At 64.9% G+C, this 21,196-nt stretch carries 14 protein-coding genes; 4 read left to right on the forward strand and 10 right to left on the reverse strand.

What is annotated here, in order from left to right:
- Window positions 1–32 precede the first annotated feature (32 nt).
- Window positions 33–1,898 carry a cellulase family glycosylhydrolase gene (locus AAGD32_06730; protein MEM8873939.1) on the reverse strand — a complete coding sequence of 622 codons (1,866 nt, stop codon included), beginning with the start codon at window positions 1,896–1,898 and terminating at the stop codon, window positions 33–35.
- Window positions 1,899–1,963: 65 nt separating this feature from the next.
- Complete coding sequence (locus tag AAGD32_06735) at window positions 1,964–3,301, reverse strand: YihY/virulence factor BrkB family protein (protein ID MEM8873940.1); 1,338 nt, start codon at window positions 3,299–3,301, stop codon at window positions 1,964–1,966.
- A gap of 88 nt (window positions 3,302–3,389) precedes the next feature.
- On the opposite strand from AAGD32_06735, the gene AAGD32_06740 reads away from it, so the two are divergent.
- Complete coding sequence (locus AAGD32_06740; protein ID MEM8873941.1) at window positions 3,390–5,981, forward strand: NEW3 domain-containing protein; 2,592 nt, start codon at window positions 3,390–3,392, stop codon at window positions 5,979–5,981.
- Between the two features lies 1 nt (window position 5,982).
- Here AAGD32_06740 and hemL read toward each other — a convergent pair whose 3' ends face one another.
- The 6 genes from hemL to AAGD32_06770 form a co-directional block, all read right to left on the reverse strand.
- On the reverse strand, window positions 5,983–7,290 hold the full coding sequence (gene hemL / locus AAGD32_06745) for a glutamate-1-semialdehyde 2,1-aminomutase (GenBank protein ID MEM8873942.1): 1,308 nt from the start codon (window positions 7,288–7,290) through the stop codon (window positions 5,983–5,985).
- A 19-nt stretch (window positions 7,291–7,309) separates the two neighbouring features.
- On the reverse strand, window positions 7,310–9,373 hold the full coding sequence (locus AAGD32_06750; GenBank protein ID MEM8873943.1) for a SpoIIE family protein phosphatase: 2,064 nt from the start codon (window positions 9,371–9,373) through the stop codon (window positions 7,310–7,312).
- A gap of 69 nt (window positions 9,374–9,442) precedes the next feature.
- Complete coding sequence (gene rsfS, locus AAGD32_06755) at window positions 9,443–9,841, reverse strand: ribosome silencing factor (protein ID MEM8873944.1); 399 nt, start codon at window positions 9,839–9,841, stop codon at window positions 9,443–9,445.
- Window positions 9,842–9,947: 106 nt separating this feature from the next.
- Complete coding sequence (locus AAGD32_06760; protein MEM8873945.1) at window positions 9,948–12,149, reverse strand: sodium-translocating pyrophosphatase; 2,202 nt, start codon at window positions 12,147–12,149, stop codon at window positions 9,948–9,950.
- A gap of 178 nt (window positions 12,150–12,327) precedes the next feature.
- Window positions 12,328–13,935: a hypothetical protein gene (locus tag AAGD32_06765; protein ID MEM8873946.1), complete on the reverse strand. Its 1,608-nt coding sequence runs from the start codon at window positions 13,933–13,935 to the stop codon at window positions 12,328–12,330.
- Window positions 13,932–15,977, reverse strand: a complete 2,046-nt coding sequence (locus AAGD32_06770; GenBank protein MEM8873947.1) for an ABC transporter permease — start codon at window positions 15,975–15,977, stop codon at window positions 13,932–13,934. Before AAGD32_06770 ends, AAGD32_06765 begins: the two co-directional genes overlap by 4 nt.
- Window positions 15,978–16,031: 54 nt before the next feature.
- Between AAGD32_06770 and AAGD32_06775 the strand changes: the two genes are divergently transcribed.
- From AAGD32_06775 to AAGD32_06785, 3 genes are all read left to right on the forward strand, one after another.
- Window positions 16,032–16,760 (forward strand): hypothetical protein, encoded by a 729-nt coding sequence (locus AAGD32_06775; protein MEM8873948.1) that lies wholly within the window; start codon window positions 16,032–16,034, stop codon window positions 16,758–16,760.
- A gap of 67 nt (window positions 16,761–16,827) precedes the next feature.
- Complete coding sequence (locus tag AAGD32_06780; protein MEM8873949.1) at window positions 16,828–17,412, forward strand: YceI family protein; 585 nt, start codon at window positions 16,828–16,830, stop codon at window positions 17,410–17,412.
- Between the two features lie 9 nt (window positions 17,413–17,421).
- Entirely contained in the window at window positions 17,422–18,321 is a 900-nt protein-coding gene (locus AAGD32_06785) for a hypothetical protein (GenBank protein ID MEM8873950.1), read from the forward strand.
- Between the two features lie 91 nt (window positions 18,322–18,412).
- On the opposite strand, the gene AAGD32_06790 is transcribed toward AAGD32_06785, so the two are convergent.
- Entirely contained in the window at window positions 18,413–19,831 is a 1,419-nt protein-coding gene (locus AAGD32_06790) for a sigma 54-interacting transcriptional regulator (protein MEM8873951.1), read from the reverse strand.
- Between the two features lie 35 nt (window positions 19,832–19,866).
- Window positions 19,867–21,196: deiodinase-like protein (locus AAGD32_06795; GenBank protein ID MEM8873952.1), on the reverse strand; the 1,330-nt coding region annotated here is incomplete at its 5' end.

Genomic DNA, 21,196 nt, shown 5'->3' on the forward strand with positions numbered 1-21,196 from the left:
TAGGTGCTTTTGACCGATTGAGATTGTTGTGCTTACTCGCCTCGGTCCAGGCCACCTTCGAACGTGACGACCGCGTGATGACCGGGCATGTTGCTGTTGACCGCGAAGCCGATCAGTGACTCGTCGGTGAACGAAACGTCGGCCGGCGAGGTGGTCCACTGCCACGGTTCATCGCCGCGCGCCCAGCCGAGGCGCACGTCTTCACCGTCACGCTCGATCGCCAGCCGCAGGGGCAGGGGGCCCGGCTCTTCGTAGTCGAGATGGCGCTCGACCACCGCAGCGCCGGACGCCGAGCGTGCGGCCACCGTGATCCGGCCATTGGAGAACGCATGAACAAAAACGAAAGCCGCGTCCTCGGCGCTGCTTTCTCGCAGCATGATGCCCGCCTTCGACCACTGCCCCGAGCCGGCGTACTCGATCAGCGTGGTCTTGAAGTGTTCGCTGTCCCCGGCCGGCCGCGCGAGGTACACGAATGCGTCCTTGTCGGCCCAGATGTCGTTGCCCCGGCCGGCGAGCGCGAAGGCCTTTTCGTTGATCGAACCGTCAACGATTCCACCGCCGGACCCATCACCGATCGTGTGCGTTTGCCAGCCGGCAGGAGGATCGGTTAGTTCGACTTCCCTGATGCCGAGCTGTGGGTCGGGCAGTTCGATGTTCACCCCTTCCTCGGCAATCAACGCGTCGCGCAGTTCCACGTCCATCGCATACTCGATCGTGCCAAGCCGTCGAAACGCCGCGGCGATGTCGTCGTAGCTGTCGCTGCGTAGCTGGACCGACCACGGCTCGGCGTTGGTCACGAAGTACCAGTTGTCCGGGTGGACGCCGGGCCGATCCTTGACCAGCTTCCACGACCAGAGCACCGGTGCCCAACCCATGTCGTTGTACTTGTCGAAGTACCAGCGCGTGAGTGTCGGCTGGTCGAGGCGGTCCCAGACGATCTGCATTTCGCCGATGACAAGCGGCACGCCCCAGGCGCGGGTCTGTTCGAGTTTCGGTTCCAGCAGTGCGACGTGTCGGGCGTGGCTCAAAAGCGTTGGCTCGCTACCGAAAAGGCCAGGGTAGTAGTGATCGGTGACCGCGACGCCGGTCCAGCCGTTATCCGGGGCGGCGTCGAGATAGCGGCGGAGCGGCTCGAAGTTTCCGCCGATGAGTGGGGCAACGAGGATCGGCGTCGCGGGGTCGGCTTCACGAACGGCCTTGACGGCGCGATCGATCAACGGCCCGTACACCGGACCGTGTGCGTCGTTGAACTCGCCCCACGGCTCGTTGACCAGGTCATACGCCGCGACGTTCGGTGCGTTTTTGAAGCGGGCCGCGATCTCGCCCCAGAGCGAGACGAAACGGTCCTGGGCTTGCTCGTCGGTCCAAAGCCGGTTGTAGCCGATCCTGCCAGAGGGGCCGTCGACACTTTGGTGTCCCGGTGCCGCGTGCATGTCGAGGATGACGTACAAGTCGTGAGCAGTCGCCCACTTCACGGCCAGGTCGAGGTAGTGAAAGTCCTCCACCGTGCCCAACGCGTCGGGGTCTTCGATGACGTGATAATGAAACGGCACACGCACCGTGTTGAAGCCGGACTCGGCGATCAGTCTGAAGTCCCGCTCGGTGATGTAGTTGTCCCGCCAAATCCGCTTAAGTTCGGCGTGTTTCTCCTCGCCGAATCGTTCGATCAGCACTTGATCGAAGCCATATTCGGCCCGGAGGTCTTCGTCGGCAACGGCGAGCATCCACGGCTCGATGAGCAGCCAGTTGCCGACGTTGACGCTGCGCAAATCGACACGTTCGCTGTCGTCGGTTTCGAACTGTCTGTCGCCGACCAAGACCTTGGGCAACTCGGCGAGGGTTGGCAGCGCGGTGAACAGGATCGCCGCGATAGCGGCGAATGAAATCCGTTGATACATGAGACACCTCCGCGGGAGAGCGTACAGAAATCCCGTCCAGCCACCCAGCGATCGTGACCGTCGAGTTACGACTTCGACGGCGGATCGCCTGGTGTGTCCTCGACAGGTGGCGTACTCCCGGGCGGTTCTTCCGGATCGGGCGTGCCTTCGACCGCTTCCTTCAACTCTTGACGAAGTTCACGCTCTTCCTCGTCGAGATCGCTCTCGGGGATCTTGGCGGCTTCGACTTCCTCCGGGTGTTCGTCGCCCTTGCGTGGGATGCCAAGAAGTGCGAAGTCGATTTCGCTGTTGATCTCCGCACCGATCATCAGCACGAGCGCGTCGACGTAGAATAGCAGCAGGAGAATCACGATGCCGCCGACGGCGCCGTAAGTCTTCGCGTAGTTCTCGGTCCCGCCGAAGCCTTCGACATAGGTCCGCATCGCCAGGCCCGTGAGTAGCCACATGGCAATGGTGAACACCGCGCCGGGCGTGATCAGGTGGAAGCGGCGCTTGAGCGACGGGCCAAAGTGATACACCAGCCCCAGGATCATCACCAGCAGCGTGATGCCGAATGTGTAACGGACGACGTTGATCAGGAGCGACACCCACCAGGCCGTTTCGATCTCGATGCCGAACCAGTTGGCGAACAACCCGCCGGTGAGGAACTGCAGGATCAGCGACGAAATGGGCAGCAGCACCAGCACGAGAATCACCAGCGTGCCGACTACGACGGTGAGGGCGATGGCGATGAGCCGCTGTTTCCAAAAAGGGCGCGGCTTCTTGATGTCGTAGCAGCGGTCCAGCGCGGACATCGTCATGTTCATCCCGCCCGACGCGGTGAACAGGGTCAGCAGCAAACCGATCGACAGGATCCCGCGAAGGCCTTCGATGGGAACCGCCGAAACGGTCACCTGCGACTCGGTGCCGAGTTCGACTTCGGACAGTTCCTCGGCCTCGAAGCGGAGCGTCCGCTCGACACCCTCGAGTCGAAACCTGAGCGAATCGGGTATCTGACTGTCTTCGGTCGCGGTCCAATCCTGCGGTTCGAGTTCGACGATGTCGCCGAGCAGTTGGCTACCGTTGGCAAGGCGAATCACGTCCGCGGTGCTCGTCGTGACCGCCGTCTCGCCAAGCAGCGGGAGCAGCGTCTGCCGCACCGTGTCGCCGGCGGGACCGGGCAGTTGTTCCTCGACGAACGACTCGACGCGATCGACGATCGGGCCACGCACCGACCCGGGCAACAGCGGTACCAGCGTCAGCAGAAAAATCAGGAACGGAAACAGCGCGAAGAGCCACGAATATGCCATTGCCGCGGCCCAGGTCAACAGGTTGTCGTCACCGATCTGGTGGGCGATGCGGCGGGCGAAGCTGATGGGCCCGACGTGCTTGATCACGCGCGGGACGTCGGAGAGACGAGCCATGGGGGCATCGTAGCGGGGCGGCGGGGCGGCCGTCCGTCGGCAAAAGTTGGCCGGTCCGACGCTGAATCGCCGATGCGTTTATCGGACCATGCGCCTCTTCGCCGCAATCGTCGTTCTGCTATGCGCCGCCACCGTCCACGGATCGGGCAGGGTGCTGCACGTGTTCGACTTCGAGGAGCGATCGCTGGGCAACACCGAAGAGGTGCCGATGGGTTGGCGTCGCATCGTCGGTCCCGGCTATCCGCACTACGTCCGCGGAAAGCTGGAGCGCTCCACGGCCGAAGCCCCCGCGTTTGCCGGCGATTGGTCGTTCCACATGAAGCTCGACGGCGGCAGCGTCGCCTACCGCCTCACCCCGCACACCATTCCCGTCACCCCAGGCGTCCGCTACCGCGTCGAGGCTGCCCTGCGCACGCTCGGCAACAGGCACGCCGCGGCGACGGTCGAGGCGTACTTCGCGGACAAGGCCGGCCGCATGATCGACGGGACTCGAACCACTTCGGACATCCATCGCGGCAACTGGGAGCGCCGCGCCGTTGAACTGGTCGCTCCGACCGACGCCGACGGCGGCTCGTTGGTTTTGCAGATAGGTCTGTATCAGCCGACCGAACTCGACGCGGTCGAGGACTACCGTGACATCGGTGGCGACCTCGGCAAGGCGCTGCGGTTGGACGTGCGTGGCTCGGCGTGGGTCGACGACATCGTGGTCACGCGCGTGCCGACCCTCGTGTTTGATACGCCGACGCCGTTGCAGGTGTTTCCTCCCGGCGAGCGGCCGTCTTTACGGCTCGCCGTGGTCGACGAGCGGACCGATGACCTGACCGCCACGATCGCCGTGACCGATTTGCATGGCAACGAAGTCTTTCGACGCAGCGGCCCGATGCCGACACTTGCGGGCGACGGACCGACGCTGGTCGCGCTGCCACCGCTGCCGGCCGGGTACTACGAAGCACGCATGCTGGTCAGTGCCGCCGAACACGGTCAGTTGCTCCTGCGTCGCCGGCTTTCTTTCGTCGTGTGTCCCGACGAGACCGATGCGATGACGGCGCGACGGGGATACGGCGATGCACGCTTCGGGTTCGACTTGACCCGACTGTCGGCCGACGCAATCAAGCACTCCAAGGACGTGCTCCCGGTATTCGGTGTGGGGTCGGTCGTGTTGCCGCTCTGGTCGGAGACCGGCTTCAACGACGAGCGTGATCTCTCCGCGTTGCTGAGCGAGCTTCAGATCCTGGGCATCGATGCGTCGGCATGCCTGATCAAACCGCCCACCGCCGAGGACTGGTCTGACGCCGGTGGGGACGAGCGGTGGCACGATCCGATCGGCGGCATCGCCGCCCGTCACGCGACACTCATGCGGCGCTGGCAGATCGGCGACATCGAAACGGCCGAACTCTGGCCCGAAGATGCGAAACGTAAACACGCTTACCGCCGGGCCCAGGCGATCCTCCGCCCGTTGCTCGGTAGCGATCGCGTGTCGATGCCTTGGCCGATCTGGTACGAACCGATGGACATCCCCGGGAACGAACCGGCGCTGACCCTGCGCGTGCCGACCGGCGTGTTGCCCAAGCAAGTGCCGTTGTACGTCGACGACCTGCGCCGGTATTCGGTGCCACGCGAGGTAACGCTGAGCCTTGACCCGCTGGCGTCCGAGCCGTTCGGCATGCCGCAGCAGTGGCGCGATCTGGCACTGCGGATCGGCTACGCGGTGTCTGCCGACGCCGACCGTGTGATGCTCCGCATGCCGATGACCAAGCGCGACGGCATCCAACAGCCCACGCCGCTGGCCTTACCAATGCGGACGATCTTCCGAACGCTCGGTCACACGACGTTTGTCGGGGAGGTGCCGGTCTCGCCACTCACGCGCGGCTTCATCTATGAAGACATCGACGGCACCGGTGTGATGATGGTCTGGGCCGAAGAGCATCACGAAGATGTCGAACTGGACGTGGCCGTCGGCGGTGCACCGGTGCTGGTCGACATGCTCGGCAACCGCATGCCGCTCGAGGTCATCGACGGACGCGTCCGCTTCACCGCCACGCAGGTGCCGAGCTTCATCGTCGGGGTCGATCCCAACCTCGCGAAACTCCGACTTTCCACCACGCTGGATAACCCGCTCGTCGAGGCGAGCTTCGGCGAACACCAGCGGACACTCTCGTTCACCAATCCGTATAAGTATCACCTGACCGGCACGTTCAGTGTCACCGGCCCCGACGGTTGGGAGATTGAGCCGCTGCAGCGGCGGTTCCAACTTGGACCGGGCGAGACGGCTCAGGTGCCGGTGCGGATTCGCTTTCCGTTCAACTCACCGGCCGGCGATCAGCCGACGACGGTGCGGTTCCGATTTGATTCGAGCGACCTGGAAGTACTCGACGTGCCGATCGACCTGCGGCTGGGACTTTCGGACGTGAGTATTTCGAGCATGGCCTTCCTCGATCGCGGCACGCTCGTGGTCCAGCAGGTCATCACCAACTACGGCGAGGGACCGATCAACTACAACAGCTTCGTCGTCGCGCCCGGGTACGCCCGGCAAGAGCGGTTGGTCATCGACCTCGCGCCTGGAAGCAGCACGATCAAGCGGTACCGATTCCCGTCATTCGTGGGGCCGGCCGACCTGCGTAGCGGGCTGTACGAGATCGACGGCGACCGTGTTCTCAACGAGCGCTTGCGTGTCGAGTGATTCAAATGTCGGTGCGTTTGACCGCGGCGAACGCGATCTCGGAGGCGGCAACGGTCTGTTCGATCGCTTCCTCGTCGTGGGCCAGCGATACGAAAAGCGCTTCGAATCGTGAGGGTGCAAGCAGCACGCCGGCCTCGCGCATCGCGTGGAAGAACGTCGCGAATCGGTCGGCACTCGTTGCTGTCGCGTCGGCAAAGTTCTCCACCGTGTCGCCTTCGGCGTCGACGAGGTAGAGTCCGACCATCGAGCCAACGCGGTTGACGCAGACCGGCACGCCGGCGTCTTTTGCGGCCGTTTCCAAGCCGTTTTGCAACTGGGCACTGCGCGTTTCGAGTGTGTCGTAAGCGCCGGGTTCCTGGAGGATCTCGAGCGTCGTGATGCCGGCGGCGGTGGCGAGCGGGTTGCCGCTGAGTGTGCCGGCCTGGTACATCGGACCGGCGGGCGAGACCTGCTCCATGATGTGTTTGGGGCCGGCATACGCCGCAAGCGGCAGGCCACCGCCGATGACCTTGCCGAAGCACGAAAGGTCCGGGCGGATGTTGTAACGCACCTGCGCACCGCCCCAGGCGACGCGGAACCCGGTCATGACTTCGTCGAAGAGGAGCATCGCTCCGTGCTTGTCACAGAGTTCACGCAAGCCGGCGAGGTAACCCGGCGCGGGCGGGACCAATCCCATGTTCCCCGCGATCGGCTCCACGGCGAAGCAGGCGATATCGTCTCCGTGGAGTTCAAAGACTTTTGCCGCGGCGTCGAGATCGTTGTACGGAACGGTCAGCGTGTTGGCCGCGACGGACTTCGGTACGCCGGGCGAGGACGGCGTGCCGAGCGTCAATGCACCGCTGCCGGCTTCGACGAGCAACCCGTCGACGTGGCCGTGGTAACAGCCGGCGCACTTGACGATCTTGTTGCGTCCGGTGGCGGCGCGGGCCAGCCGGATCGCGCTCATCGCCGCCTCGGTGCCGCTGTTGACGAGCCGAACCATGTCGACGCTCGGCAGGGCTGATGCGATGGTGTCGCAAAGCGTCGTCTCGGCCATGGTCGGCATGCCAAAGCTCGTGCCATGGCCGGCTTGCTTGCAGATCGCCGCCATGACGCGGTCGTTGGCGTGCCCGGCGATCAACGGGCCGTAGCTCATCACGTAGTCGATATAGCGATTACCATCGACGTCGGTGACGCGACACCCTTCACCATCGGCAACGAACACCGGCGTCCCACCGACCCCTTGAAAAGCCCGTACCGGCGACGACACGCCTCCGGGCATTACCAAAGAGGACTCGGCGAAGGCGACCTGAGATTTCTCAATACTCATGCGCGGATCGTAGTGCGGGCTAATCCACTCGCAGTGCCGCTGCATGATCGGTTTCACGTGAAAGTTGCTCTGCTTCGTCAAGCTTTACGACGACCATTGTGACATCATCGTGGGGAGCGGCGTCGCCGGCCCATTTGTTGACGGCTTCATGGATGGCGCCGGCGATCTCGTCGGCGGTGCCGCGGCGGTGGGCGCGGATGAGGTTTTGCAGGCGGTCCTTGCCGTAGAGTTCTTGTTGCGCGTTCTGGGTTTCCCAGATGCCGTCGGTGCCGAGCAGGATGATCGCGCCGGGCGGTAGCGGGCCGACGGCGTACTCGTCGTAAGCGACCGAGCCGACCACGCCGAGGGGAACGTCGCCGCCTTCGGGCTCGTCGAACGTGTCGGTTTCCGGGCTGTAGATCATGGGCGCGTCATGCCCGGCGCTCGCCCAACGCATCGTTCGGTGCGTCGGGTCGAGCACTGCCAGAACCATGGTCATGAATCGCAGCCCGCCGGTGTCGGGTACCAGAAGTTCGTTGACATGCGTGAGCAGATCGGCGAGCGAGCCGGAGTCGCGTGCCCGGCTGCGCAGTGAGGCGCGGGCGGTGGTCATGAGCAGCGCGGCCGCAACGCCGTGACCCATCACGTCGCCCAACGCGAGCACGAGTTGATTCTCGTCGCTCGTCGACAACACGTCGATGAAGTCGAAGTAGTCGCCGCCGGTTTCGTCGCAGTAAGCGCTGCGCCCCGCGATATCGAGGCCCGGTAGGCTTGGCGGACGGTTGGGCAGAAGCGATTGCTGCACCTCCATCGCCAAAGCCAAGCTCGATCGCAGCCGAAGGCGATCCTTGAGGTGGTCCTGCATCTCGTTGACCTCGTCGGCGACGTCGCGGAGTTCGGAAGCCACATCGAGCCGCAGGCGGGTGTCGAGGTCGCCGGTGCCCATTTGCTTGAGGTGGCCGGCGAGTTTGATGATCGGGTGGGCGAGCTGGCGGGCGGCAATCACGCCGAGTAGCAGGGCCGCGAGCGTAGCCCCGATACCGGCGAACAACGACCAACGCCGCGCTTCGTAAACGCCGGCCATGAAGTCGATGTCCGGCACCACGGTGACGATGACCCACGGTAACTCGTGATCGGAACGAAACGGGAACGCGCTGACCCTGGCGCGTCTGCCGTTGACATCGATATCCAGTTGAGTCCCGTCCGGGGAGAGGGTCGCGTAGTCGCCGACCTGCCCACGCAGCGCCGCGGCGGCGACCCGGACGCTGGGGTCTTGTGCCTGCGCGCCGCGGATGCGATTGCCCTGGTCGTCGACGGTCGCCTGATTGACGCTGGTGCCGACGAGATGGCCCTCGTGGTTGATGACGAACGCCACGCCCGACTCGGCGATACGCAGGGATTGCAGAAAGGTGGTGATGTCGCCGAGCGTGACTTCGGTGTCCATGACGCCGATGAACTCGCCGGTTTCGTCGCGGACTTCCTGGGCGAAGCCGAGCCCGAGCACGCCACCTTCCCCGTCGGCGGCATTGGCGCGGACGTAGGAATAGACGTCGGTGAACGCCCCGTCGGGATTGGCCACGCCCGTCTGATACCAGGGTCGCTGCGTCGGGTCATAGGCGTAACTGCCCGACAGCTTGGGCATGATCTCCCCGCTGCGCGAGAGCGGGTACTCCTCGATGTTCGGCCCGGTGAGTTCGTCCTTGATCGCGAACTCGTACTCGTCGCCGTAGCGGATGAGCCAAACGGTGTGGCCGTCGGGCGTCCCGAAGCAGAGACTCGAGATGCCGTCGACTTCGCGAAGTTGGGAGTTGAAGGAATCGGCCCAGCCACGCAGGTCGTTCGGGTTGAGCCGACCGGTCGCGATCAGGTGGGTGTTGAGCCCGTTGACGTTGGCGGCGATGTCCAGGAAATCATTCAGCCGGCCCTCAATGCGGCCGCCGACTTGGTCAACGATTTGGCTCGAAAGCTCATCGACGGTGCGTCGTCCCTGGAGATACGACAGGCCGCCGAGCAACACCACCGCGAGCAACACCGGCACGGCCATGAGCAAGGGCGCGCTCAGGGCGATCGAAACGTTGGCAAGGAGGTGCCGCAGACGACGCATCCGTGCAGGGTAAATCCCGATGCCCAAATCCCCAATCCCCGCGTGGAAGTTGCCTCGCAAAACGTCGCTTTAGCCGTCGCTGGAGCTGGGTATCTCTTCCCACGCAACGTCTTTCGCGTCGCCGTACAGATTGTCGAGGTCATAGAACTCGCGGGCGTCGGGGTCGAAGACGTGGGTGACAACGTCGATGAAATCGAGCGCGACCCAGTTCGAGGACTGGCCCGCCGAATCGCGGCGATGTCCGCCCATGTGGTCGAAGCCCGTTTCCTCGGCGACCTCGAACAGGCTCTTGACCACGGTCCGCATCTGCCGTTCGCTCGTGCCGGTACCCAGCACGATGAAGTCACAAATACTCGTCAGCCCGACGACATCGAGAACACGCACGTTGGAGCAGCGATCATCCTTCATCGCTCGGGCCGCGGCGATGGCGAACGCGCGGGCTTGGTCGAGTTGTTCAGGAGAGCGCATGCACGAGTGTAGGAAATCCCGGTAACCAAATCCCGAACCGCAAACGCGGAACCCGCCACGACAATCGTGGCGGGTTCCGAAACTGCGCGAAGATCAGGCTTTCGGCTCAATCGACCAGCTCAGGCCCTTGGTCGACTTCGGCGACCGTGGGATCGTCGTCGATTACCGTGACGCCGGCATCGGCGGTGGGCAGCGCGATGAGCGGGGCGATGACGAGTGCGACGATCGCGATGAGCTTCATGAGGATGTTGATGCTCGGGCCGGACGTGTCCTTGAGCGGGTCGCCGACGGTGTCACCGGTGACGGCGGCCTTGTGAGCTTCCGAGCCCTTGCCGTAGGTCTCGCCGCCGATCTCGATGCCGCCCTCGATACGCTTCTTGGCGTTGTCCCAAGCGCCGCCCGCGTTGGATTGGAACAGGGCCATGAGCACGCCCGAGACGGTGACGCCCGCGAGCAGTCCGCCGAGCATCTCGGCACTGATCAGACCCACCAGCACTGGCGTTGCCACGGCAAGGACGCCGGGGAGCACCATCTCCTTGATCGCCGCTTTGGTCGAGATGTCGACGCAGCGGGCGGCGTCGGGTTTGGCGGTGCCTTCGCGCAGGCCGGGGATCTCGGCGAACTGCCGGCCGACCTCGGTAATCATCGCCGCCGCGGCGCGACCGACCGCGGCCATCGCCATCGCGCTGAACACATACGGCAACATCGCGCCGACGAACACGCCTGCGATGATGATCGGCCGCGTGATGTCCAGGCCCATGTTGATGTTCGCCTGTTGGGTGTAGGCGGCGAAGAGGGCGAGCGACGTGAGCGCCGCCGAACCGATCGCGAAGCCTTTACCGATGGCGGCGGTGGTGTTGCCGACCGCGTCGAGTTCGTCGGTCCGTTCACGCACTTCGGGGGGCAGCTCGGCCATCTCGGCGATACCGCCCGCGTTGTCGGAGATCGGCCCGTACGCATCGACCGCGAGCTGAATGCCCATGACCGAGAGAAGACCCACGGCGGCGATCGCGATGCCGTAGAGCCCGGCAAATTGATCGGCAAGCACAAGCCCGCCGGCGAGGATCAGGATCGGGATGCCGGTCGAGTACATGCCGATGCCCAGGCCGGCGATGATGTTGGTCGCGCTGCCGGTGAGCGACTGCTTGGCGATGGTGTAGGTCGGGTTGAACTTGGTCGAGCAGTAGTACTCCGTGACGAGTCCGATGAGCAGGCCCGCGATGAGCCCTGTGACGACCGCACCGAACACGCCGAGCCAGCCGAACTCCTTGCCGTCGATCTCGACGCCGGCGGATGGGACGACGAGGAAGATGATGAGTGCGGAGAGTGCGAGCATGACGCCGGCCGCACCGAACTCGCCCATGTTGAGGGCCTTGGCGGGGGAGCCGCCTTCCTTGACCTTGACGAGAAACGAGCCGCCGATGGCGACGAGGATGCCCGTCGCGGCGAGGATGAGCGGCAACATGACCAGCGCGATCGGCGAGCCCTGGCCGGTCGCACTGATGCCGGCGATCGCGGCCGCACCGAGCACCATCGTGCCGATGATCGAGCCGACGTACGACTCGAAAAGGTCCGCACCCATGCCGGCCACGTCGCCGACGTTGTCGCCGACGTTGTCGGCGATGGTGGCGGGGTTACGCGGGTCGTCCTCGGGAATGTTTTCGTAGACCTTGCCAGCGAGGTCCGCGCCGACGTCAGCGGCTTTGGTGTAGATGCCGCCGCCGACACGGGCAAAGAGCGCGATGCTCGACGCACCGAGCGAGAAGCCCGAGAGGATGGAGATGGCGACCTTGACGTTGGCCTGCAACGCGGCCCCTTCGCCGCCGATGTAGATCGCGCCGTAGATCAGGAACAGGATCGACAGGCCGAGGATACCGAGCCCGACCACGCACAGGCCCATGACCAGCCCACCGGAAAACGCGACCTGCAACGCGCCGGACATGCCGGTGCGGGCGGCGTTGGCGGTGCGAACGTTGGCGAGGGTGGCGACCTTCATCCCGAAGAAGCCCGCCAGTGCCGAGCAGAACGCACCGACGACGAACGATACCGCGATGACCGGCGACCCGTTGTCACCGACGCTGTACGCGATGGCCAACAGAACCGCGACGACCGCGACGAAGGTGCCGAGCACGACGTATTCGCGCTTGAGAAACGCTAGCGCGCCCTCTTGGATGGACTCGGCGATCGAGCGCATCGTCTCGTTGCCCTGGTCCTGGCTGCTGATCCATCTACTTTTGGCGAACGCGAAGCCGAGCGCGATCGCGCCGGCGAGACTGGTGAGTACGAGCGTGACGTAAAACATGGACATGCGTGGGTTCTCCTCGGATTGTCGGCGTGAATGGTCGCCCGAAAAGCCAACAACGGCGACCGATGGCCGCCGTCGGGGGTTCCGTTGGGATTCAAGGTTATATCACCGTGACACGCGTCCGCCAAACCACCGCACCCGCAAACCGCGACCCGACGCCACGGTTGAAGTCGGCGGTTAGTCAGACTTGATCGAGCAGTTCGAGCCGACGACCGATGCGCTCGAGGTAAGCGCCGAACTCCTGAGCTTCGGATGTGAACTCGTACCCGAACGGGTCGCGCTCGGCCGCGATGCGGCTACGACGGACAACATCCAGCGCGACATCCGCCGGCACCTGACCGGCGTCGAACCGGCCCGGCTCAAGGCCGACCGTGGTGAGAATGAACGGCTCGGTGTGGTACCGCGTAAGATACTGAGCGAGTTTTACGCTGGCGATCGCGTAAGACTCTCGGGCTTGCCGGGCCAACGCCGACCGCTCGGCCGGGTCCGTGGATTGGGTGAGACGCAGGTATGCCGCATCCGCGACCGCATACGCCCGCAGCGCCGACATCCACGTCAGGTCGTCGAGATACACCAGACGATCGCCGGGGAAACGATCGATGTGCTCGGCGAAGCGTTCGCTGGACGCGTCGAGTAGTTCGATGACCCGCTCGGTCTGCCAGAGTGTTTCGTCGAACAAAGCGGTCCGCAGTAAGCCGGTCGGAGGGATTTCGGCGGTGAAGGTTTCACGTTGCTCGGACGTCTCCGGCTCCGGTGCATTGACGTACTCCAACTCCGCCACCCGGGCCTGCTCGAACGCACCCTCGGCCCACTCACGTAATGCTAACGCCGGCCGCGCACTGATCACGCGTGGCGATAGCTGCGCATGCTTTTGCTCCTGTTCGATCTGCAGCATGAGCGCTTGGCTGAAGTAGTCGTAGGCGAACGCATGGGCCGGGACGCCGTAGGGAAACGGCCCGAACGGGCGGAGGTGGGCGAGATCACGGCCGTTGGGCAACTGCCCGGCGGGCAGGAGTTGTCCGTCGGCGTCGAGCACCGAGGCATGCCGGTCGTCGGTACCCATCTGGCGTGTCTCGCGTTCAACACCGGGCCCGTCGAACGTGTCTCCGATGAGTTCGGCATCGCTTCGACGCAACGTGACTGCTTGACGGTCGCCTTGGACGGCCCGGAAGGAAAGGGCGATCGTGCTCACGCCGGCCGCCCGGGCGGTCTGGCGAAACTCATCGAGGCGATCGGTCGGAAACGTGAACCGCACGAGTTCTTCGGTCGCCTTGGTCTCCTTGCGCAGCCGCTGGTCGTAGAACACACGGTTGTTGTCGAGGCCGAGCTTCTGGAAGTAGACCTGACCGATGATCTCCTTGATGTCGACATCCGGCCGACGTTCGGCGTCGACGTCCTGGGCGTAGTCGATCGCGTCGAGGATGATCGCGTACTTGGTCGGCAGCGACGCGACCTGTGCCGACTGGTTGTACGCCTTGTTCCAGGATTGGTAGATGTGCACCGAGTCGAACTGCGGCTGGAGCATGCGGATCAACTCGAGCTTGGTGTCGAAGTCGGCCAAGTCGCGTGCGGTCTTTTGGTTTTCCGTCGACGTCCAGAGCATCATCGTCAAAGGTCCCCGGAAGCCGCCCAGCAGCAGGCCCAGCGCGAACGAATCGAGCCGAGCCAGCGTCTGGCCGGCGGTCACGTCAGCGCGACGGTGGTTGATGTGGGAACGGACCAGCCCCGACGCGAGCAAGCTCAACACCAGCACGGCCACCAACAGAGGCAAGGGGAGCGACTTTCTCATACCGCGACCTCCTTGGTCCGCAGCCGAACATACGCGACCACCAACAACGGCAACGCGAACACCAGCACGACCAGCATCGACTCGCTCAGGACGGAAAGCGGAACCGACTGGCCTGCCTCGATCCACGTCGCCGCGTCAAACTTGCTCAAGTCCGGCAGTAGTGACGCGAAGCCGACGGTCAGTCGGTTGAGCCACTCCGCCGCGTTCTCGGCGACGGCCGCTTCGGCACCGGCGCCGTCGGAGAACAGATCGCCGGCGACCTTCTGACCGAAGCCAGGCTGCATGATGTCGCCGAGTTGATCGACCGCCCACCGGCTCAGCAACACGCACAACGACACCACGATCGCGATCGGCCAGCTCACGAACGTGCTCGCAAACACCCCGACCGTCGTGACGAGGATGCTCATCAGCCAGAGCGCGACGAAGCCCTTGAAAAGGTTGAACAAGTACGGCTGTCGATCCGTGATGGCGGCCACGGAGAAGTCGCCGAACTCGACGATGTTGCCCGGCGTGCGGTTCTCGAGAATCAGATCGAACTGTCCGCCGGCAACAGCTTCGCCGGGTGCCGAGAAGAAGAGTGGTTGGTTGGTCTCGGGGTAAACGAGAATCGGCTCGCTGACGAAGCCGGTATCGCGGTTGCGAAACCGGGCGGCCATCACGGTCAAGGCTGACGATTCCTGAACCTCGCCGCTGCGTTGAACGCCGGCACGCATTTCGATCGGCAAGCCACCGTCGATCAGGGTCGGCTCGTCGACGTTCTGAAACCGGAACACGGCAACGAACTCGCCGGCGTCGGTCGCCACGAGCTGCTGCCCGAGTCGGCCGGGCCGGCCGCGGACCAGCGGCCCCAGCGGGCGAAACTGCTCAAGGTTCGGGCTGGGTTGTTCGTTTTCCGAACGGACCAAGTGAGCGTCGAGGTCCTGGCCCTCCGGGACTTCGCCGGCTTGCGGAATGAAGAACTGCAACGCGTCGGGCGGCAGCACGATCCGGTAGCCCCCGCCGCCGTCGATCTTCGCGAAGAACGGCATGCCCGCTGGCAATGCAACCAGCTTGGCGATGTCGTCGGCCGAGAGGCGGTGGAACACCCGTTCCTGCCCCCGGGCATCGGCGAGTTGGACCCGGCCGTTGCGCGTCAGGCGATTTGGAGCGATGAGTGTGAACCCGTCGGCGTCGAGGAAGGACACCGTCAGGGAAGGGGCGGTTTCCACGTCCCCGACGATCGACTCCCACCCGGCACGAAGTCCCACGAACACGCCGGTCGAACCGGGCTCGGAGTCCGGCGCGTCGGGCGGCGTCCAGTCGGCGGGGTCATAGATGAAAGGCACGATCGCGTCGCTCTCGCCGCCACGCATCGCCCGGGGTGCCGACGCATCGAGTGGCGGCACCTGCGCGTAAAACTGCAAGTCCTCCGGCACGGCCAGCGACCGTGACGCCAACAGCCCGACACTCGCGTAGTGCTCCAGCACCGCCTGCCGGGCAACGTCCGGGCCGGCTTCGATCTCGGCCGCGATCGACCGTTGATACAGCCCGCTGGAGATCGACACGAACGCCAGCGTGAACGCGAGCATGATCAGCAACATCGCCGCGGTCGTTAGGCTGAAGCCGACGATTTTGCCGAGCAGAATCTCCAGCCGCGTCGCGGGTTTGGTCACGACGGTGAAGATGACCTTGCTCTCCATGTCGCGGGGCAGGTTCGTGCAGCTGAGCACGATCGCGGTGAGCATGACGGTGACGCCGGTGGCGAAGTAGCAGAACTTGTTGAGTTGGCGGATCGCGTCGGCCGGGTCGACGGCCTGGATGATGAGCGAGAGTCCGAGGATGCTGAGCATCGCGACCGGCGTGATCCACAGCACCTTGCGGCGGATCGATTCCTTGAATGCCACGTCCGCCACGGCGAAAACGCACCGCAACGAGAACCGCTTCAGATCGCGAAAGCCGTAGACGCCCAGCCCGAGCACGACGATCAGCCCGCCGACCCACCACGCGAGGTGATCGCCGACGATCGGCGGCAGGAAGCTCAATGCCAACAGGGGGGGAACCATGGGGCGATCATGTTAGGGGTTGTCCGCCCGCGATGGCGTGCCGAGGATGCGTCCATGACACGCATGCTTGCCCTGATGGTGTTTTCGGTGCTCGGCTGTGCCACTGAGTCGCCCGAGCGCTTCTCGGTCGATTCGGTGACGGCGGAGCAGCGGATCGCCGAGCTGCGCGAGATGCCGGTCAAGCTCGAGCGACCCGTCGTGATCCTCGACGGCTTTCTCGATCCGGGCGTCGGGTCGCTCGCCTACCGCAAGGAGATTCGCGAGATCACCGGCGACGACCGGGTGCTGCGGGTTGCGTTCTTTACGGCCGGCTCGCTTGCCGAGTGCCGGGACAAGGCGCTGGCCGCGATCGAGGAGGCGTTCCCCGGCGAGCCGGTCGACATCATCGGCATCTCCATGGGCGGGGCGGTCGCGTTCTTCGTCGCCGACACCGACGACGTGGAGGTCGAGCGGATCTTCACGCTCAGCAGCCCGCTGCGTGGGGCATCGCTGGCGAACCTGCCGACGTGGATGACGCTGCAAAAGGAGATGCGACCCGGCTCGGACGCGATGAACCTGTTAGCCGAGATGATCGAACGCTTCGACGGCCAACGCGTTCACTACGCCGGCGTCTCTGACAAGACGGTGAAGCAGGAGGAAGCCGCCCCCGCCGGCGAGTCGGCGTACGTCCTCCCGAACGACGGCCCGGCCCGCTTCGGCCACACCGGCGTCATCCGCGACCCTCGTGTCCGGCTCGACATTTTCCTGCGTCTACGCGACGCCGAGCCGATCACGAAGGAGTGAGAATTTCGGGGGTTCTCGCGATCGGTGTCGCTGCGTACTTTGACGAGCATCTAACCAAGGAACACCCATGACGCTTCTATCCCGCACTTTCGTGATCGCTTCGATTTCCACCTGCCTGCTCTTCGTCGCCGCGGCGGCGCAGCAAGCGCGGTCCTACGTCATCGACCCGGTCCACTCGGCGGTCGTGTTCAAGATTGAGTGGGGCGGTCTTTCGCCATTCTACGGCACCTTCGACAGCATGTCCGGCAGTGTTCAGTACGCCGGCACGCCCGAGTCGCTCGTGGTCGAGATGACCCTGCCGGTGGCGAGCATCGACAGCGCCAACGAGCAACGCGACCAGCACCTCAAGAGCGCCGACTACTTCAACGCCCGCGAGTTCCCGGAGATCACCTTCGTCTCCACCGGCGTGACCGCCAACGACGACGGCACCCACACCCTCGCCGGTGACCTCACCTTGCTGGGCGTGACCAAGCCGATCGAGGCGACCATCCACTCGCTCAAGGCCGGCCCGCGGCGCGGCGGTGACGGCGTCGGCGGCGACATCACCTTCACCATCAACCGCTCCGAGTTCGGCATGACCGAGGGCATCGAAGCCGGCGCCCTCGGCGACGAAGTCACCATCATGGTCGGTCTCCAGAGCGTGGCTCAATAACTCGCCGACGTGACCGACGCCGACCTGATCATCAAGGGACTCAACGCGACATGGCCGGCACTCGTGCTGGCCGTGTTGCTCGGCGCTTCGGCGTTGAAGTTCCCGCGTGTCGGACCGTGGGCGGCCGCAACGGCTGCGGCGGGGGGCATGCTCATCTCGCTGCGGTGGTTCGGGGGCGAGCGGTTCGACCGTTGGATGTGGGTGGTGCCGACGATGATCGCTTGGTCGGTCGCGGCGGCGATGCTAACGTTGCTCGCCGACGATGATGAGGCGATCGACGAACCGCCGAGATACCCGGCGGTGAAGATCGTCACTTCGTTGGTGTTCGCCCTGGTCGCGATGACGTTGGCGTCGTTCACGCTCTACGACGGCGACGGGCCGGACCGCGCGGTGCCGGTGTTGCTGGTGCCAATCGTGCTGGCGGCGGTGGCGGGTTCACCGAAGGTGGCTCATCGCATGGACGCGATCGGCGTCGCGGCCGCACTCGGCTGCGGGGCGTTGTGCATCCTGCTCGTCGGCAACGACACGTTTTTCCACACGTTCCTCGCGCTGCCCACGGTCGCGGGCGTCTTCGCCTTGCTCGCGGTGTTCAAGCCCAAGCTCGCCCGGGCTTCGTGGGTGCTGCTGCCGGGGCTGGCCATCGCGGTCGCGGTGGCGTGGAACTCGAACATCGACGTGCCGGATCACATCGTGATTGCATTGCTGGTGATCGGTTACTGCCCCGTGCTGCTCGCGTTGGCACCGCCGCCGGCGTCGGCCTGGCTGCCGGGCGTGCTCGTCTCGGTCATCGCGGTGTCGGCGCTCGGCTACGCTCTGCTCAACACCGACCTCTCCGGCTACGGCATCGGCTCGCCACCACCGGCCGACACGACCGATATCACCGACCCCAACTTCGACTGGGGTTACTGAACCTTCTCCATTTTGCGGTCGCAGTGCAGCCGCACGTTGGGTGACGTGCGAAGCCCAACAGGCGGCTGCGCCGCGGCCGCAAAATGGATGATCACCGCTTGAAGAACGTCTGCCCGCGGCCGCTGAACTTGCTCAGGCGGTTGTTCACGTACAAGCCCTCCAGGATGAACTCGCCGACGCTGGCGAGAATGCCGGGGTCGGTCGGGTCGAGTTCGAGCCCACGGGCAAGATCTTCGGCCACGCTCGGCAACGTCGCGATGTTCTTCATGTTCGCGACAAACTCCTCGGCACCGCTCTCGTCACTCACCGCGAACCGCACGTTGCCGGCAAACTCCTCGACGATCTCCTCGTACTCCTCTTCCTCGGCGACGGTCGCGAAAACGTTTTTCACCGCTTCGCCGATGAGCGACTGGAGCAGCTTGTCCTCGGCGGCGTCGTCCTCGGCGAGGGTCATCTCGACCTTGCCGCGTGACGAAGCGACGAGGTGCTGCAGGTCGCCGGGTCGAACGACGACGCGGCTTTCACCGGTGAGGATGCCGCGCCGTTCGGCGTTGGAAACGACGACCTCCATGTTCGCGATCGACGTGCGGACTGAGACGCCCGACGCCTGGGAGACATGCGGCGAGTTGCGGGCCAGGCGGACGACCTCCTCAACGATCGTTGCCATGAACGGCGGCACCATGATCTCGACGCCGCTGTCACGCTGCAAATACGCGTTGGCGTTGACGATCATGAGGCCTTCCTCGATCGTCGCGGGGTAGTGCGTGCGGATGACGGTGCCGATGCGGTCCTTGAGGGGCGTGACGATGCGGCCGCGGTTGGTGTAGTCCTCGGGGTTGGCGCTGAATGTGAGGCACACGTCGATGTCGAGCCGAACGGGGTAGCCGCGAATCTGCACGTCGCGTTCCTCGAGCACGTTGAACAAACCGACCTGGATGCGCGGGGCAAGGTCCGGCAGTTCGTTGACCGCGAAGATGCCGCGATTGGCGCGCGGGATCAGGCCAAAGTGCATTGTGCTCTCGTCGGAGAGGTAACGCCCCTCGGCGTGCTTGACCAAGTCGACCTCGCCGATGAGGTCCGCGATCGTCACATCGGGCGTCGCGAGTTTTTCCTGGTAACGCTGGCGGCGATGCACCCACTCGATCGGCGTGTCGTCGCCGTGCTCGGCGATGAGCCGCTTGCCGGTCTGGGTCATCGGCACCAGCGGATCGTCGTTGATCTCCAACCCGCTGAGCACCGGCAGCCACTCGTCGAGCAGGTCCGGGAGCATGCGGAGGATGCGTGTCTTCGCCTGGCCACGCAGACCGAGGAAGAGCAGGTCGTGCTTGGCGAGGATGCCGTTGATGATCTGCGGGATGACGCTCTCGCGATAACCGACGATGCCGGGGAAGAGTTCTTCCGCGGCTCGCAGTTTCGCGATCAGGTTGTGCCGCATCTCGTCCTTGACGCTGCGGAAGGTGTAGTCCGTTTGCTTCAACTGCCCAAGCGTGGCGGCGTTCGGATGCGACATGCGCCATCCTAGCGCCGCCGGCCGTCGGACTGTTTTCAGATTGATTCGAGCCAGCGACCGATCGCGACCGGGTCGGCCCACTTGTCGCGCTCGACGACCTCGCCGTCGGTGTTGATCAAGACGGCACCGCTCGGAAACGTGTCTAGCTCATCCGCGATGGATGCGTCCATCGCCTCGACGCTCAACACACCGCCGAGGTTGGCTTCATTGCTCAGACGCTCGGCCAGCGCGATACGGTCGGCGAGCGTGATGTGCTGACGAACGCTCAGGCCGACGGCGTCGTTGCGGCGGACGTTCGCGCCGGTCGGGTGGGCCTCGCGGGTGTAGGCCCAGATCCAGTTGACCTTGCGCTCGGCCCCGTCGCGGATCACATCGAGGGCTTGTGCGTAGTCACGGAAATGCGGACAGGTGATCGAGCCGAAGACGACGACCGTCGGCCGATCGGCGAGGTCGTCAAGGGAAATCGGATGTCCCTCAAGCGCGACGAGCTTGAGATCGGTCACGTCGGGCGTCTCGATTGTCGCGAAGACGCCCGCATCGTCAGGCGCGGTGAGGACAGGCCGCTCTTGCCCGGCGACGTCGGCACCCAAGCGGAGACGGTCGCTGAACGGGTTTTCGCGTTGGGCCCGTGGCCGTTCGCCTGCGGCACCGCGAAGTTCACGCATCTTCTCACGCAGGGCCTGCTTTTGCTCGTCGTCGAGGATTGCCATGACCCGTTGACGGGCGGACATGACCGCGTCACGCACGGCTTCACGATCGCCGTCATTGGCTTCGAGGGTTTCCCGGAGTTCTTCGCCGATCGCGGTGATCTCGGTGCGCTGTTCACGCTCGAGTTCGAGTTGCATGGTCGCCTCGAAGAACGTGCGAATGCCGGCACCTCGGCCGCCGCGCTGGCCGCGATCACGGGCCTGCGGGGTGTCGGCCGGCTCGTCCGCTTCAACCTCGCCGTCCTTCGCCGCCGGACGCTGCTGACGCTGGCCGCCACGGTTGAAGGCTTGGCGTAGTTTCTGCCGTTGTTCGTCGTCGAGGACCGCTCCGATCCGCTCCATCATCAGTGCGCCGAACGCACGCATCTCTTCGCGGCGTTGCTCCGGCGACATGTCCGCGAGCGCTTCGCGCTTCTCGGCCATCGTGGTGCGGGCTTCGTCGAGGATTGCCCGGACCTGGGTTTGCTGTTCTTCGGTCAGGTCCAGCTGGCGGAGCACTTGTTGGATGCGTTGCAGTTGCCGGCCTCCGCCGCGCTGACCACGCTGCCGTTCAGGTCGTTCCGGGCGGTCGGTTTGTTGCCGGTCGCCGCGCTCACCACGCGGCTTGTCGCCCGGCTCGGCCCATGCGGGAATGGTCAGGGCGGCGGCGAGGACGGCG

Source organism: Planctomycetota bacterium (genome assembly GCA_039182125.1).
In the GTDB taxonomy this organism is placed as follows: Bacteria; Planctomycetota; Phycisphaerae; order Tepidisphaerales; family Tepidisphaeraceae; genus JBCDCH01.

What these genes read in the sequence shown, in the direction of transcription:
- AAGD32_06730 (MEM8873939.1), bottom strand. Translation starts at nt 1,898, where the DNA reads ATGTATCAACGGATTTCATTCGCCGCTATCGCGGCGATCCTGTTCACC.
- AAGD32_06765 (MEM8873946.1), bottom strand. Translation starts at nt 13,935, where the DNA reads ATGAGAAAGTCGCTCCCCTTGCCTCTGTTGGTGGCCGTGCTGGTGTTG.
- AAGD32_06760 (MEM8873945.1), bottom strand. Translation starts at nt 12,149, where the DNA reads ATGTCCATGTTTTACGTCACGCTCGTACTCACCAGTCTCGCCGGCGCG.
- hemL (MEM8873942.1), bottom strand. Translation starts at nt 7,290, where the DNA reads ATGAGTATTGAGAAATCTCAGGTCGCCTTCGCCGAGTCCTCTTTGGTA.
- AAGD32_06790 (MEM8873951.1), bottom strand. Translation starts at nt 19,831, where the DNA reads ATGTCGCATCCGAACGCCGCCACGCTTGGGCAGTTGAAGCAAACGGAC.
- AAGD32_06775 (MEM8873948.1), top strand. Translation starts at nt 16,032, where the DNA reads ATGACACGCATGCTTGCCCTGATGGTGTTTTCGGTGCTCGGCTGTGCC.
- AAGD32_06735 (MEM8873940.1), bottom strand. Translation starts at nt 3,301, where the DNA reads ATGGCTCGTCTCTCCGACGTCCCGCGCGTGATCAAGCACGTCGGGCCC.
- AAGD32_06770 (MEM8873947.1), bottom strand. Translation starts at nt 15,977, where the DNA reads ATGGTTCCCCCCCTGTTGGCATTGAGCTTCCTGCCGCCGATCGTCGGC.
- AAGD32_06750 (MEM8873943.1), bottom strand. Translation starts at nt 9,373, where the DNA reads ATGCGTCGTCTGCGGCACCTCCTTGCCAACGTTTCGATCGCCCTGAGC.
- rsfS (MEM8873944.1), bottom strand. Translation starts at nt 9,841, where the DNA reads ATGCGCTCTCCTGAACAACTCGACCAAGCCCGCGCGTTCGCCATCGCC.
- AAGD32_06780 (MEM8873949.1), top strand. Translation starts at nt 16,828, where the DNA reads ATGACGCTTCTATCCCGCACTTTCGTGATCGCTTCGATTTCCACCTGC.
- AAGD32_06740 (MEM8873941.1), top strand. Translation starts at nt 3,390, where the DNA reads ATGCGCCTCTTCGCCGCAATCGTCGTTCTGCTATGCGCCGCCACCGTC.